This window comes from Streptomyces inusitatus (genome assembly GCF_014651115.1).
In the GTDB taxonomy this organism is placed as follows: domain Bacteria; phylum Actinomycetota; class Actinomycetes; order Streptomycetales; family Streptomycetaceae; genus Streptomyces; species Streptomyces amakusaensis.
Window position 1 is genome coordinate 15347 of sequence record NZ_BMWG01000017.1, and the last position, 14662, is coordinate 30008.

15 protein-coding genes are annotated in these 14662 nt (G+C 72.1%); 13 read left to right on the forward strand and 2 right to left on the reverse strand.

The window, feature by feature from the left end; translation table 11 throughout:
- The first annotated feature begins 64 nt into the window (after positions 1 to 64).
- From IE247_RS23095 to IE247_RS23105, 3 genes are all read left to right on the forward strand, one after another.
- Positions 65 to 817, forward strand: a complete 753-nt coding sequence (locus IE247_RS23095) for a lysophospholipid acyltransferase family protein (RefSeq protein ID WP_190125157.1) — start codon at positions 65 to 67, stop codon at positions 815 to 817.
- A complete protein-coding gene (locus IE247_RS23100) occupies positions 814 to 1824 on the forward strand; it encodes an NAD(P)H-dependent glycerol-3-phosphate dehydrogenase (protein ID WP_190125158.1) in 1011 nt (336 codons plus the stop codon). The genes IE247_RS23095 and IE247_RS23100 overlap by 4 nt, the downstream gene beginning before the upstream one ends.
- 128 nt (positions 1825 to 1952) lie before the next feature.
- Positions 1953 to 3128, forward strand: coding sequence for a D-alanine--D-alanine ligase family protein (locus IE247_RS23105; protein ID WP_190125159.1), 1176 nt, complete (start codon positions 1953 to 1955; stop codon positions 3126 to 3128).
- A 183-nt stretch (positions 3129 to 3311) separates the two neighbouring features.
- Here the strand turns inward: IE247_RS23105 and IE247_RS23110 are convergent, their stop codons facing one another.
- Entirely contained in the window at positions 3312 to 3545 is a 234-nt protein-coding gene (locus IE247_RS23110) for an Lrp/AsnC family transcriptional regulator (RefSeq protein ID WP_190125160.1), read from the reverse strand.
- A gap of 276 nt (positions 3546 to 3821) precedes the next feature.
- On the opposite strand from IE247_RS23110, the gene IE247_RS23115 reads away from it, so the two are divergent.
- Together IE247_RS23115 and thiD are read left to right on the forward strand one after the other, a co-directional pair.
- A complete protein-coding gene (locus IE247_RS23115; protein ID WP_190125161.1) occupies positions 3822 to 4790 on the forward strand; it encodes a thiamine-phosphate kinase in 969 nt (322 codons plus the stop codon).
- Complete coding sequence (gene thiD / locus IE247_RS23120; protein ID WP_190125162.1) at positions 4787 to 5584, forward strand: bifunctional hydroxymethylpyrimidine kinase/phosphomethylpyrimidine kinase; 798 nt, start codon at positions 4787 to 4789, stop codon at positions 5582 to 5584. Before IE247_RS23115 ends, thiD begins: the two co-directional genes overlap by 4 nt.
- A 185-nt stretch (positions 5585 to 5769) precedes the next feature.
- Here the strand turns inward: thiD and rpmB are convergent, their stop codons facing one another.
- On the reverse strand, positions 5770 to 5955 hold the full coding sequence (gene rpmB / locus IE247_RS23125) for a 50S ribosomal protein L28 (protein ID WP_003957616.1): 186 nt from the start codon (positions 5953 to 5955) through the stop codon (positions 5770 to 5772).
- A 278-nt stretch (positions 5956 to 6233) separates the two neighbouring features.
- Between rpmB and fakA the strand changes: the two genes are divergently transcribed.
- From fakA to rnc, 8 genes are all read left to right on the forward strand, one after another.
- Positions 6234 to 7829: a DAK2 domain-containing protein gene (gene fakA / locus IE247_RS23130; RefSeq protein ID WP_190125163.1), complete on the forward strand. Its 1596-nt coding sequence runs from the start codon at positions 6234 to 6236 to the stop codon at positions 7827 to 7829.
- Between the two features lie 41 nt (positions 7830 to 7870).
- Positions 7871 to 10069 (forward strand): ATP-dependent DNA helicase RecG, encoded by a 2199-nt coding sequence (gene recG / locus IE247_RS23135; RefSeq protein WP_190125164.1) that lies wholly within the window; start codon positions 7871 to 7873, stop codon positions 10067 to 10069.
- A gap of 87 nt (positions 10070 to 10156) precedes the next feature.
- Positions 10157 to 10759, forward strand: a complete 603-nt coding sequence (rsmD, locus tag IE247_RS23140) for a 16S rRNA (guanine(966)-N(2))-methyltransferase RsmD (protein WP_190125165.1) — start codon at positions 10157 to 10159, stop codon at positions 10757 to 10759.
- Between the two features lie 26 nt (positions 10760 to 10785).
- On the forward strand, positions 10786 to 11265 hold the full coding sequence (gene coaD, locus IE247_RS23145) for a pantetheine-phosphate adenylyltransferase (protein ID WP_190125166.1): 480 nt from the start codon (positions 10786 to 10788) through the stop codon (positions 11263 to 11265).
- A gap of 142 nt (positions 11266 to 11407) precedes the next feature.
- Complete coding sequence (locus IE247_RS23150; RefSeq protein ID WP_190125167.1) at positions 11408 to 12586, forward strand: F0F1 ATP synthase subunit B; 1179 nt, start codon at positions 11408 to 11410, stop codon at positions 12584 to 12586.
- Positions 12587 to 12747: 161 nt separating this feature from the next.
- On the forward strand, positions 12748 to 13419 hold the full coding sequence (locus IE247_RS23155; protein ID WP_190125168.1) for a YceD family protein: 672 nt from the start codon (positions 12748 to 12750) through the stop codon (positions 13417 to 13419).
- Between the two features lie 2 nt (positions 13420 to 13421).
- The gene (gene rpmF / locus IE247_RS23160; RefSeq protein WP_043229344.1) at positions 13422 to 13595 is read left to right on the forward strand and encodes a 50S ribosomal protein L32; all 174 of its coding nucleotides are present in this window, start codon (positions 13422 to 13424) and stop codon (positions 13593 to 13595) included.
- 19 nt (positions 13596 to 13614) lie between these two features.
- Positions 13615 to 14541: a ribonuclease III gene (gene rnc / locus IE247_RS23165; protein ID WP_229869296.1), complete on the forward strand. Its 927-nt coding sequence runs from the start codon at positions 13615 to 13617 to the stop codon at positions 14539 to 14541.
- Positions 14542 to 14662 lie beyond the last annotated feature (121 nt).

Here is a 14662-nt window from a genome sequence, read left to right on the forward strand (position 1 = left end):
CCGGGGGCGACACTTGTCCCCCGGCATCCGGGCAAAGGCCCGGTCAGCGAGGAAGGGTGTCCGAGTGTCCCGCCGTAGAATCGGCTTCTGGTACCGCCTGGCGGCGGTCATCGTTAAACCGCCGCTGCTGGTTCTGTTCAAGCGGGACTGGCGGGGAATGGAACACATTCCGGCCGAGGGCGGATTCATCACCGCGGTCAATCACAACTCGTATCTGGACCCTCTTTCGTATGCCCACTTCCAGTACAACACCGGACGGGTGCCGCGCTTTCTGGCAAAGGCCGCCCTTTTCCGGACTCCTTTCGTCGGGATGATGCTCAGGGGCACTCGGCAGATCCCCGTCTACCGGGAGTCGACCGAAGCCCTGGACGCCTACCGGGCCGCCGCCGCCGCCCTCGACAAGGGTGAATGCGTGGCCTTCTATCCGGAGGGCACCATCACCCGCGACCCCGAGATGTGGCCCATGGCCGGCAAGACCGGGGCCGCCCGGATAGCCCTTCGGACCAAGGCCCCCGTCATTCCGGTCGCCCAGTGGGGCGCGAACCTGGCGGTGCCGCCCTACGCCAAGGAGCGCAAGTTCCGGCTCTTCCCCCGGAAGACCCTGATCGTGCAGGCCGGACCGCCCGTCGATCTGAGCCGGTTCTACGATCGGGAGGCAACCCCCGAGGTGCTGCGCGAGGCGACCGAGGTCATCATGGCCGAGATCACCGCGCTGCTGGAGGACGTACGTCACGAGAAGGCCCCGGCCCAGCCGTACGACCACCGCACCGCTCGGGCAGAACAGCGGCGCAAGGCCGCAGGGGAAGGAACACTGTGACTCACCGCGCCAAGGCGGCCGTCTTCGGAACAGGCTCATGGGGGACGGCCTTCGGCATGGTGCTCGCCGACGCGGGCTGCGACGTGACCCTCTGGGGCCGCCGCGCCGAACTCGCCGAAGCCGTCAACACCACGCGCGCCAACCCCGACTATCTCCCGGGGATCGAACTCCCGGCCAATCTGCGGGCGACCACCGACCCCGCCGAGGCGCTGGACGGCGCGGACTTCACGGTGCTCGCCGTCCCCTCCCAGACCCTGCGGGGCAATCTCGCCGCCTGGGCCCCCAGCCTGCCCGCCGACACCGTGCTCGTCTCCCTGATGAAGGGCATCGAACTCGGCAGCGCCAAGCGGATGAGCGAGGTCGTCCAGGAGGTCGCGGGCGTTCCCGCCGAGCGGGTCGCCGTGGTCACCGGGCCCAATCTGGCCAAGGAGATCGCCCAGCGGCGGCCGGCCGCCGCCGTCGTCGCCTGCCGCGACGAGGCCGTCGCCCAGCGGCTCCAGTCCTTCTGTCACACCCCCTACTTCCGCCCGTACACCAACACCGATGTCATCGGCTGTGAACTCGGCGGCGCGGTGAAGAACGTCATCGGCCTCGCCGTCGGCATCGCGGACGGCATGGGCCTCGGCGACAACGCCAAGGGCTCGCTGATCACCCGGGGGCTGGCCGAGACCACCCGGCTGGGCCTGGCGATGGGCGCGGACCCGCTGACGTTCGCCGGACTCGCGGGCCTGGGCGACCTGGTGGCGACCTGTTCCTCGCCGCTCTCGCGCAACCACACCTTCGGTGTGAACCTCGGCAGGGGCATGACCCTCCAGGAGACCATCGCCGTCACCCGGCAGACCGCCGAGGGCGTCAAGTCCTGCGAGTCGGTGCTCGATCTGGCCCGCAGGCACGGCGTCGACATGCCCATCGCCGAGACGGTGGTGGGGATCGTCCACGAGGGCAAGCCGCCGGTGGTCGCGCTCAAGGAGCTGATGTCGCGCACCGCCAAGCCCGAGCGCCGCTGACCGGCGCCCGTCCGGACCCGCGCCCGTCCGGACCGGCATCGTCCGAACCCGCGCCGTCCGGACCGGTGTCGGCCGACGCCGTGCCAGCCCTCCTGAGCGCGCGGCTCGCACGGTAGTCTCATGGCGATATGAGCACCGAGAACCTCCCCCAGAGCCCCGGGCGGCAGAGCCCCGGGCAGCCGCCGCTCCGCAAGCCGCGCGTGGCCGTCGTCTTCGGCGGACGCAGCTCCGAACACGGCATCTCCGTGGTCACCGCGGGCGCCGTGCTGCGGGCGATCGACCGTTCCCAGTACGACGTCCTGCCCATCGGCATCACGACGGACGGCCGCTGGGCGCTCACCGCCGACGAGCCGGACCGGATGGCGATCGCCGACCGCCGCACGCCCAGCGTCGAGCAGCTCGCCGAGTCCGCCGAGGGCGGCGTCGTGCTCTCGGTCGACCCCGGCAGCCGCGAGGTCGTCTACACCGAGCCCGGCGCGGTGCCCAAGGCGCTCGGCGAGGTCGACGTCGTCTTCCCGGTGCTGCACGGCCCGTACGGCGAGGACGGCACCATCCAGGGACTCCTTGAGCTGGCCGGCATCCCCTATGTCGGCTCCGGGGTCCTGGCCTCAGCCGTCGGCCAGGACAAGGAGTACATGAAGCGCGTCTTCATCTCCTTCGGACTGCCCGTCGGCCCGTACGAGGTGATCCGCCCGCGCGAGTGGGAACTCGACCCCTCCGCCGCCCGCAAGAAGATCATCGACTTCGCGGGCGACCACGGCTGGCCGCTTTTCGTGAAGCCCGCGCGGGCCGGCTCCTCCATCGGCATCACCAAGGTCGACGACCTCTCCGGGCTCGACGCCGCGATCGAGGAGGCCCAGCGGCACGACCCCAAGATCCTGGTCGAGGCGCTGCTGCGCGGCCGTGAGATCGAGTGCGGAGTGCTGGAGTTCGAGGACGGGCCGCGCACCAGTGTCCCGGCCGAGATCCCGCCGGTCCAGGCCCACGACTTCTACGACTTCGAGGCCAAGTACATCGACTCGGCGTCCGGCCTGGTGCCCGCCCCGCTCACCGAGGAGCAGACCGCCGAGGTGCGCCGGCTCGCCGTCGACGCCTTCGAGGCCGCGTCCTGCGAGGGCCTCGTCCGCGCGGACTTCTTCCTCACCGAGGACGGCGAGTTCGTCATCAACGAGATCAACACCATGCCCGGCTTCACCCCCATCTCCATGTACCCCCGGATGTGGCAGGAGACCGGCGTCAGCTACCCGGAGCTGGTGGACCTGCTGATCCGGGCCGCGCTCCGCCGCTCGACCGGACTGCGCTGAACCGGCTCCCCGGGCGCCGCCGCCCGGCGGCCGGGGCCCGGCGTACCCCGCCGTCCGCCCCCGCCGCGGACGGCGGCACCCCGCCGGTCTCTTCCCCGGTTCCGACAGGCCGTGGCGCAGTACGATCACAGCCGAGGGCGAAGGCGGGCACGCCGGGGAGCACCCGCCCGGCGCGGACGGGGGCTACAGGTGCACGACCGGGCAGGTGAGAGTACGAGTGATGCCCTCGACCTGCTGCACCTTGGCGACCACGAGCCTGCCCAGCGCGTCGACCGTGTCTGCCTGGGCACGCACGATGACGTCATAGGGGCCGGTCACGTCCTCGGCCTGAATCACTCCCGGAATCTTTCCGACGGTCTCGGCGACACTCGACGCCTTGCCCACCTCGGTCTGAATCAGGATGTACGCCTGTACCACGGGACCTCCAGGGCGCCCCGAGGATCGTCTCCCCCACCGACGGTGGGGGAGGGCCCGGGGGAGAGAAAGGGACGCCACGGTATCGCGTCGTCACGCGCGGCGGGGAGACCCCCGCGCCGGACGGGGTACGCGGTGTGAAGAGGCTTTCCGCCGGGTGACCCGGCGGAACGGTTTACCGCCGGGCACTCCGGCGGGCGGGTTCCGCCGGAGGGGGCTCCGGCGGGCGGGCTCCCGCCGGGCGGCGGTCCGGCGCGACGACGGAGAGGTGAGACTCGGGTGAAGGGCACTGTGGGCGAGTTGGGGGAGTTCGGGCTCATCAAGGAGCTGACCTCCCGCCTCACCTCCACCCCGGCGGTCCGGATCGGACCCGGCGACGACGCCGCGGTCGTGGCCGCGCCCGACCGCAGGGTCGTGGCGAGCACGGACGTCCTGCTGGAGGGCCGGCACTTCCGGCGCGACTGGTCGACCGCGTACGACGTCGGCCGCAAGGCCGCCGCGCAGAACCTCGCCGACATCGCGGCGATGGGCGCGGTCCCCACCGCACTCCTCCTCGGCCTGGTCGTCCCGGCCGAACTCCCCGTCACCTGGGCCACCGAGCTGATGGACGGCATCCGTGACGAGTGCCAGGTCGCCGGAGCGGCCGTGGTCGGCGGAGACGTCGTACGCGGCGAACTGATCACCCTCGCCATCACCGCCCTCGGCGATCTGCGCAACCACGAACCCGTCACCAGATCCGGCGCGCGACCCGGCGACGTGGTCGCCTACACCGGCTGGCTCGGCTGGTCGGCCGCCGGGCACGCGGTGCTCTCCCGGGGCTTCCGCTCCCCGCGCGCCTTCGTCGAGGCCCACCGCCGCCCCGAACCGCCCTACCACGCGGGCCCGGCGGCGGCCGGTCTCGGCGCGACCGCCATGTGCGACATCAGCGACGGACTCGTCGCCGACCTCGGCCATATCGCCGAGGCCAGCAAGGTCCGCATCGATCTGCGCTCCGGCGCCGTCGACGTACCCAGCCAGATGTACGACATCGGCCAGGCCGTCGGCGTCGACCCGCTCCAGTGGGTGCTGACCGGGGGAGAGGACCACGCCATCGTCGCCACCTTCCCCCGGGACGTGAAACTCCCCGCGCGCTGGAAGGTCATCGGGGAAGTCCTCAACCCCTCCGCCCTGCCCCAGGTCACCGTCGACGGCGCGCCCTGGCACAGCAAGGGCGGCTGGGACCACTTCGGCTCATCGGAGGAAGCGTGAAACTGCCTCTCGTCCTCACCGTCGCCGGCTCCGACTCGGGCGGCGGCGCGGGCATCCAGGCCGATCTGAAGACCATGCTGGCGCTCGGCACCCACGGCATGAGCGTGCTCGCCGCCGTCACCGCGCAGAACTCGCTCGGTGTGCAGGGCTACTGGGAACTGCCCGTCGAAGCGGTACGCGCCCAGTACCGCAGCGTCGTGGACGACATCGGCGTCCAGGCCGTCAAGACCGGGATGCTCGCCTCGGCCCCCCTGGTGGAGGCCGTCGCCGAACTCCTCGCGGGCACCGACGCCCCGGTCGTCGTCGACCCGGTCGGCGTCTCCAAGCACGGCGACTCGCTGCTCGCCGCCTCCGCCCTGGAGTCCGTACGCCGCGAGCTGCTCCCCACCGCCACCCTGGCCACCCCGAACCTGGACGAAGTGGCCCAACTCACAGGCGTACGGGTCACCGACGAGAGCGGGCTGCGCCGGGCCGCCGACGCCATGCTCGGCCTCGGCCCGCGCTGGGTGCTGATCAAGGGCGGACATCTCCCCGGCGACGCGGTGGACCTGCTCAGCGACGGAACCGAGGAACTCTGGCTGCGCGCCCCCCGGCTCGACAACCGCCACACCCACGGCACCGGCTGCACCCTCGCCTCGGCGATCGCCGCCGGACTGGCCAAGGGGCTCACCGTCCCCGAGGCGGTACGCGCGGCGAAGGAGTACGTCACCGGTGCGATAGCCGCCGGATTCGCCCTGGGCGAGGGCATCGGGCCGGTGGACCACGGCTGGCGCTTCCGCCAGCCCCTCACCTGACGGACGACCCACAGAAAAGCGCGGTGCGGTCCTCCCCGTAAAGGGAAGGACCGCACCGCGCGGACTTTTTCATGCTGTTCGAGCACGGCAAGAAGCCGGCCCACCGAGGTGGACCGGCTTCTCAAGGCAACCGCAGGGGCTGCGCTACGACAGGATCATCCCCACTCGCGTGGAGAGCTTCACCTTTAGCGCGAGACCTTGCCGGCCTTGATGCACGAGGTGCAGACATTGAGCCGCTTCGGCGTCCGACCGACCACGGCACGCACACGCTGGATGTTCGGGTTCCAGCGACGAGACGTACGGCGGTGCGAGTGCGAAATGTTGTTGCCGAAGCCCGGCCCCTTGCCGCAGACGTCGCAGTTGGCAGCCACGGGTCACTCCAAAGACTTCAGATGCACTTACAGTGAAATCCGGCGTGCCGGAAATCAGTGATCTGATTCGGTGGCCTGCCGGGGGAATGTCCCGACTTTCATCGGGCAACCGGAGCAGCATACAACGACTGCATCCGCCCTACGAAACTACCACGACTCCCGCCGCCCCCACTCCGCCCACCGCCCCCGACCGGGGTCTACCCTGCGGTGCGACCCCGCCGCTCAGGGCCCTGCCCGGGCCGTTCCCACCCGCCCGGCCGCTCAAGGAGGACCACCAGGTGCCGCAGAATCTCGACGCTCCGGCGGTACGCGTCTGGTGCGCCCGGGCCCTGGACGCGCTCGGCCGGGAGCGCGACGGGATCGACGCGATCAACGTCTATCCCGTCGCGGACGGTGACACCGGCACCAATCTCTATCTGACCCTCGAATCGGCCGCCCAGGCCGTGGAGGCCGTCTTCGCCGCCCATGAGACCGGCGCCTCCTCGCCCGGCGTCGCCGACGCGGCCCGCGCCATGGCGCACGGAGCCCTCATCGGCGCGCGGGGCAACTCCGGCACGATCCTCGCCCAGCTGCTGCGGGGCGTCGCGGAGCGCGTCGGCGAGGGCGACCGGCTCGCCGGAGCGCTGCGCCGGGCCGCCGACCTCGCCCGTGAGGCGGTCGCCCACCCCGTCGAGGGCACCATCCTGACCGTGGCCTCGGCCGCCGCCGACGCCGCCGCCCGGGCGGCGGGCGACGACGCCGGGGCCGCCCGCGCCGCCTACGACGGGGCCGCCGCCGCCCTGGAGGCCACCCCGGACCAGCTCGCCGTCCTCGGCCGCGCGGGAGTGGTGGACGCGGGCGGCCGGGGGCTGCTCGCGGTGCTCGGAGCGCTGGTCGAGGCCGTCTCGGGGCAGGCCCCCGCCCCCCTCCCGGCCCCGGCCAGGGGCACCGCCGTCACCACCGGACCCTGCGCCGCCGACGGACCCGCCTTCGAGGTGATCTACCTCCTGGAGGCGGCCGACGAGGCCGTCGCCGGGCTGCGGAGCCGGCTCGACGCCCTCGGGGACTCGCTCGTCGTGGTCGGCGGCGACGGCCTGTGGAACGTCCATGTGCACGTCGACGACGCGGGCGCGGCCGTGGAGGCCGGGGTGGAGGCGGGACGCCCGTACCGGATCCGGATCACCCACTTCGACGGCGCGCAGCCCGCGGCCCACCTCCCGGAGCCCGTCCAGCGGGCCGTCGTCGTGGTCGTGCCGGGGGAGGGGCTCGCGGAGGTCTGCGGGCGGGCGGGCGCGACGACGGTCCTGGCCCGGCCCGGGGAGCCGCCCGCCAGCGGCGAACTGGTCGACGCGATCCGCCGCGCGCACGCCCGGGAGGTGGTCCTGCTCCCCAACGCGGCCGAACTGCGCCACCCCGCCGCTGCCGCCGCCGAACAGGCCCGCACCGAGGGGATCAGGGTCGCCCTCGTCCCCACCCGCGCGGCCGTCCAGGGCATCGCCGCACTCGCCGTCCACGAGCCGGGCCGCCGCTTCGACGAGGACGTGGTCGCGATGACGGCGGCGGCCGGGGCCACCCGCTACGCGGAGCTGACGGTCGCCGAGCGGCAGTCCTGGACCTCGGCCGGGATCTGCCAGGCCGGGGACGTGCTCGGCCTGATAGACGGCGATGTCGCGGTCATCGGCACCGATCTGACCGCGACCGCGACCGCCGTCCTGGACCGGATGCTCGCCGCCGGAGGCGAGCTGGTCACCCTGGTGCTCGGCGAGGCGCTCCCCGAACCGGCGGCCTTCCCGGCCCGTCTCGAACGCCATGTCCGCGACACCTATCTGGCCGTGGACACGGTCGTGTACGAGGGCGGCCGGGGCTCCGCGCTGCTGCTGATCGGCGTCGAGTGACCGGCCGCCGGTGATGGCGGCTGTCAGTGCCGTGGTGTGCAATGGACCGCGTGCCCGTGCCTGACGAACCCCTGAACGAGCCTCTCAAGAGGACACTCGGACCCGCCACCGCCAAGGTGCTCGCCGAGCAGCTCGGCCTGCACACCGTGGGCGATCTGCTCCACCACTACCCCCGGCGGTACGAGGAGCGGGGCCAGCTCACCCGCCTCGCCGAACTGCCGCTCGACGAGGACGTCACCGTGGTGGCCCAGGTCGCCGACGCCAGGGTGCACACCTTCAACGGCGGCCGGGGGAAGCGGCTGGAGGTCACCATCACCGATGGCAGCGGCAGGCTCCAGCTGGTCTTCTTCGGCCGGGGCGTCCACAAGCCGCACCAGGATCTGCTGCCGGGCAGCCGGGCGATGTTCGCCGGCCGGGTCTCGGTCTTCAACCGCAGGCTCCAGCTCGCCCACCCGTCCTACGCCAAGCTCGGCGGCGAGGACGACGCGGTGGACGTCGAGTCCTGGGCGGGCGCGCTCATCCCCATCTACCCCGCCTGCAAGGGCATGGAGTCCTGGAAGATCGCCAAGGCGGTCGACGCGGTGCTCCCGCGCGCCGGCGAGGCCGCCGACCCGCTGCCCGACGCGCTGCGCGAGGGCCGCGGCTTCGTCTCCCTGCCCGAGGCGCTGCTCAAGGTGCACCGCCCGCACACCAGGGCCGACATCGAGGACGCCCGGGCCCGGCTGAAGTGGGACGAGGCGTTCGTCCTCCAGGTGGCGCTCGCCCGCCGCCGCTTCGCCGAGACCCAGCTGCCCGCCGTCGCCCGGCGCGCGTCCCCCGGCGGAATCCTGGACGCCTTCGACGCCAAGCTCCCCTTCACCCTCACCGACGGACAGCGGAAGGTCACCGGCGAGATCTTCGACGACCTGGCGACCGAGCACCCGATGCACCGGCTGCTCCAGGGCGAGGTCGGCTCCGGCAAGACCCTGGTCGCCCTCCGCGCGATGCTCGCCGTGGTCGACGCGGGCGGCCAGGCCGCGATGCTCGCGCCCACCGAGGTCCTCGCCCAGCAGCACCACCGCTCCATCGTGGAGATGATGGGCGAGCTGGCCGAGGGCGGGACCCTCGGCAGCGTCGAGCACGCCACCAAGGTGGTGCCGCTGACCGGCTCGATGGGCGCCGCCGGGCGCCGCGGAGCACTGCTCGACCTGGTCACCGGCGAGGCGGGCATCGTCATCGGCACCCACGCCCTGATCGAGGACAAGGTCCAGTTCCACGATCTGGGCCTGGTCGTGGTGGACGAGCAGCACCGCTTCGGCGTGGAGCAGCGCGACGCCCTGCGCTCCAAGGGGAAGCAGCCCCCGCATCTGCTGGTGATGACGGCCACCCCCATCCCGCGCACCGTCGCCATGACCGTCTTCGGCGATCTGGAGACCTCGGTGCTGGACCAGCTCCCGGCCGGCCGCTCCCCGATCGCCAGCCATGTGGTCCCCGCCCAGGACAAGCCCCACTTCCTGGCGCGCGCCTGGGAGCGGGTCCGCGAGGAGGTCGGCAAGGGCCACCAGGCGTATGTGGTCTGCCCCCGCATCGGCGACGGCGAGGACGAGAAGCCCAAGAAGAAGGCGGCCCCCGAGGAGGACGGCAAGCGCCCCCCGATCGCCGTGCTCGACCTGGCCGACGAGCTCTCCCAGGGAGCGCTCGCCGGGCTGCGCGTCGAGGTGCTCCACGGCAGGATGCACCCCGACGACAAGGACGAGGTGATGCGCCGGTTCGCCGCCGCGGAGGTCGACGTCCTCGTCGCCACCACCGTCATCGAGGTCGGGGTGAACGTCCCCAACGCCACCGCGATGGTGATCATGGACGCCGACCGGTTCGGCGTCTCCCAGCTGCACCAGCTCCGCGGCCGGGTCGGCCGGGGCTCCGCCCCCGGTCTGTGTCTGCTGGTCACCGAGATGCCCGAGGCCTCCCCCGCCCGGGCCCGCCTCGGCGCGGTCGCCGCCACCCTCGACGGCTTCGAGCTCTCCCGGATCGACCTGGAGCAGCGGCGCGAGGGCGATGTCCTCGGCCAGGCGCAGTCCGGGGCCCGCTCCTCGCTGCGGATGCTCGCCGTCATCGAGGACGAGGAGATCATCGCCGCCGCCCGCGAGGAGGCCGTCAAGGTGGTGCGCGAGGACCCGGAGCTGGAGCGCTCCGGGCCGCTGCGGCTGGCGCTGGACGCGCTGCTGGACAAGGAGCGCGAGAGCTATCTCGACAAGGGCTGAGCGCCGCCCCGGCGGCCGAGCTGAGAGACTGATCGACGAGGGGCCCCGACGGGCCCCCGACCAGACCTCGACTGCGTAAGGACCGAGATGACCCGCGTGATCGCCGGTACGGCCGGCGGACGCCGCCTCGCCGTACCGCCCGGCACCGGCACCCGCCCCACGTCCGACCGCGCTCGCGAGGGCCTCTTCTCAAGCTGGGAGGCGTTCCTCGGCACGCTCGAAGGGCTGCGGGTCGCCGATCTCTACGCGGGATCCGGCGCGGTCGGCCTGGAGGCGCTCTCCCGGGGGGCCACCCACGCCCTGCTGGTCGAGGCGGACGCCCGGGCCGCCCGGGTCGTCCGGGAGAACGTCCGCGCCGTCGCCCTGCCCGGCGCGGAGGTCCGCACCGGCAAAGCGGAACAGATCGTGACGGGACCGGCCCCCGAGGAGCCCTACGACGTGGTCTTCCTCGACCCGCCGTACGCCGTCACCGACGACGATCTTCGGGAGATCCTCCTCACACTCCGTACTCAGGGCTGGCTCACGGGTGACACGCTCGTCACCGTGGAACGCAGCACCCGGGGCGGAACCTTCGGCTGGCCGCGGGGATTCGAACCACTGCGGGCCCGTCGCTACGGCGAGGCGACGCTTTGGTACGGTCGCGCCGCCTCTGTCTGCGACGAGGCTTCTACGTGCGAAGACGCCCCATGAGCGGGCCGGAGAGCGAGGAATTCCCAGTGCGCCGCGCAGTCTGTCCGGGGTCGTTCGACCCCATCACCAACGGACACCTCGACATCATCGCCCGCGCCTCCAAGCTGTACGACGTCGTGCATGTCGCGGTGATGATCAACCAGTCCAAGAAGGGCCTGTTCACCGTCGACGAGCGGATGGACCTGATCCGCCAGGTGACCTCGGAGTACGGGAACGTCTCCGTCGAGTCCCACCACGGACTGCTGGTCGACTTCTGCAAGGACCGCGACATCCCGGCCATCGTCAAGGGGCTGCGGGCGGTCAGCGACTTCGACTACGAACTCCAGATGGCCCAGATGAACAACGGCCTCTCGGGGGTGGAGACCCTCTTCGTCCCCACCAACCCCACCTACAGCTTCCTCTCCTCCAGCCTGGTCAAGGAGGTCGCCGCCTGGGGCGGCGACGTCTCCCACCTGCTGCCGCGAGTCGTCCACGAGGCCCTCGTCGAGCGCCTCGCCGGCGACTGACCCCCGGAGAGGGACGCGAGCGCCCCAACTGACGGCGGCGCGACCGGTGTCACAGGGGGTCCCGCTCGCCGTACAGTCTTCCCGTCCGCCCCCGAGAGGCGGACGCGGCTCAGACGTATCAGGCAGAGAGTGGCGGACCACGGTGGACGTGCAGAAGAAGCTCGATGAGATCGTCCGGACGATCGGGAGCGCCCGCTCCATGCCCATGTCGGCGTCCTGTGTGGTCAACCGCGCCGAGCTGCTCGCCCTGCTCGAAGAGGTGCGGGAGGCGCTGCCCGGCTCGCTGGCGCAGGCGCGGGAGCTGATCGGCGGCCGGGAGCAGCTCGTCGCCGAAGCCCGTCACGAGGCCGAACGGATCCTGGAGGGCGCGCGCGCCGAGCGCGGCTCGCTGGTCTCCGACACCCAGGTCGCCCGGCAGTCCCAGGACGAGGCGGACCGCATCCTCGCCGACGCCCGCCGCGAGGCGGAGGAGATCAGGGCCGAGGCCGACGACTACGTCGACTCCAAGCTCGCCAACTTCGAGGTCGTCCTCACCAAGACCATCGGCTCCGTCGACCGGGGCCGGGAGAAGCTGCTGGGCCGGGGCCCCGGCCTCGACCAGGACGGCTTCCCCGACGCCGAGGCCCCCGAGTACAGCGCGGACCCCCAGACCCTGATCCACCGCGCCGACGAGTACGTGGACGCCAAGCTCGGCGCGTTCGAGGCGGTGCTCTCCAAGACCCTGGAGGCGGTCGGGCGCGGCCGGCAGAAGCTGCACGGGCGCACCACCGGCGACGCCCTGGGCGAGCACATGGCGGCCCAGGACGCGGCGGGCGCCTCCCACCTCCACTCCAGTGACGCGGAGTATCTGGCCGGCCTCGCGGAACTGGCCGATCCGGAACCCCGGCGGAGCCGGGACCCCCGCCCGCCGGCCCCGCCGCGCCCCGCCCCGCCGCTGCCGGAGCCGCCGGCCGTCCCGCCCCTGTCGGACCCCTTCGCGGGCTTCCCGTCACAGCCCGCCTACGGCGAGTACCAGCAGGAGCAGCCCGATCCCTACGCGGCCTACCAGGACCGGCGGCAGGGCCAGGGCCAGAGCCAGGGCTACGAGCAGAGGGGATACGACGCGCAGGGGTATGAGCAGCAGGGATACGAGCAGCGGTACGGACAGCCGGACCCCTACGCGTACCAGGAGGTGCCGCAGCAGCAGCGGCACGTCCCGCTGCCGCCCGAGCACGCCCCGCAGCCGCCCCAGCAGCCGGCCGCGGCCCTCGACGAGACCAGTTTCTTCGACACCAGCATGATCGACCTCGATGAGCTGCGCCGCTACGAACAGGGGCACTGACCCCGGGAGCGGGGCGGGCGGCGGGCATCGTCCGAGGCCGGATTGGGTCTATGGCGGCCTGTCCAGTATCCTGGCTCTTCGGTCGCGCGTAGTCACGCGATTCCGGCTGCCCACCTCTCCCCCGACGCTTTTCGGGGGCGGTGGCCTCTCTCCCCAGCAGCATGATCCCGAAAGCAGGAAAAGCCCTGAACGCCCGCCTCGACCACCGAAACCCCCTCGTGTTCGACACGCACGAGCTGGGCCGGCGTCCCGGCGCGCTCCAGCGGCTGTCCCGCACGGTCCCGGCACCCGGCTCACCGGCCGTCTTCGGGATCGAAGGGGTCGTCGCCGTGCCTGAGGGCGAGAGCGTCGAGCTGGACCTCCGCCTGGAGTCGGTCATGGAAGGGGTGCTTGTCACAGGCACCGCCCGTGCGTCGGCCGAGGGGGAGTGCGTAAGGTGTCTGGAGCCGCTGCGCCTCGATGTCGCGGCGGACTTCCAGGAGATGTACACGTACCCCGACGCCGACGACCGGGGCCGCAGCCGCGCTGCGGAGCCCGGCGACGACGCCGAGGACGAAGACATCTTCCCTCTTGAGGACGGCTTGTTCGACCTCGAGCCCGTGCTGCGTGATGCGGTGGTGCTCGCACTGCCGATGCAGCCGGTGTGCCGGGAGGACTGTGCCGGTCTCTGCGCCCAGTGCGGAATCAGGCTGGACGACGACCCGGACCACCACCACGATGCCCTCGACATCCGTTGGGCGGCACTGCAAGGACTCGCCGAAACCGTCAAGGACGGCGAGAAGGACAACATGAGCGGCGCCGAACCGGGCGTCGACGAGAAGCAGGAGAAGTAGCCGTGGCTGTTCCGAAGCGGAAGATGTCGCGCAGCAACACGCGCCACCGCCGGTCGCAGTGGAAGGCTGCGGTCCCCACCCTGGTTTCGTGCGAGCGTTGCCAGGAGCCGAAGCTGCAGCACATCGCGTGCCCTAGCTGTGGCACCTACAACAAGCGCCAGGTCCTCGCGGTCTGAGTGGCTGGTGAGAGGCCCGATGTCTGAGCTGTCCAATGCCAAGAAGCAGGAAGACGCCAGCAAAACAGTCAACGCAGCCTCGTCCCACACGCTTCTGGAAGGGCGGCTCGGGTATCAACTCGAGTCCGCCCTTCTGGTGCGTGCGCTGACCCACCGGTCGTACGCGTACGAGAATGGCGGTCTGCCCACCAACGAGCGGCTGGAGTTCCTCGGGGACTCCGTGCTCGGACTGGTGGTCACCGACACTCTCTACCGGACCCACCCCGATCTGCCGGAAGGCCAGCTGGCCAAATTGCGGGCCGCGGTGGTCAATTCGCGTGCGCTGGCACAGGTCGGCCGCGGGCTGGAACTCGGACTCTTCATCCGGCTCGGCCGGGGCGAAGAGGGCACGGGCGGCAGGGACAAGGCGTCCATCCTCGCCGACACCCTGGAAGCGGTGATCGGCGCGGTCTATCTCGACCAGGGGCTTGAAGCGGCCTCCGAGCTGGTGCACAGGCTCTTCGATCCACTGATCGAGAAGTCGTCGAACCTCGGTGCGGGCCTGGACTGGAAGACCAGTCTCCAGGAGCTGACCGCCGCCGAGGGACTCGGGGTCCCGGAGTATCTCGTCACCGAGACGGGTCCGGACCACGAGAAGACCTTCACAGCTGCCGCCCGCGTCGGTGGTGTCTCGTACGGCACCGGCACCGGCCGCAGCAAGAAGGAAGCGGAGCAGCAGGCCGCCGAATCCGCCTGGCGGGAGATCCGTGCCGCCGCGGACCTGCGGGAGGCCGAAGAGGCGAAGACCGAGGCCGAGGCCGGACCCGCGACAGCGGTGACGACCGAGGCGCCGGCCGATGCCGATGCCGTCTCCGAGGCGTCCCCGGACGCCGCCGGGGACAGCGGCTCCCAGGAACAGCGGGAACAGCACGAAGAGCGGGAACAGACGGACCGGGCCACGGCCTGAGTCCGTCCGTCCCCTCGCACCGGGCCCCACCGCCCCCCCCGGGCTCCCCGGGGGGCGGGGGGCCGGGGGTCCCCCCCCCCGGCCCCTCCCCCCCGGGCGCGGGGCCGCCCACAGGGGGGGG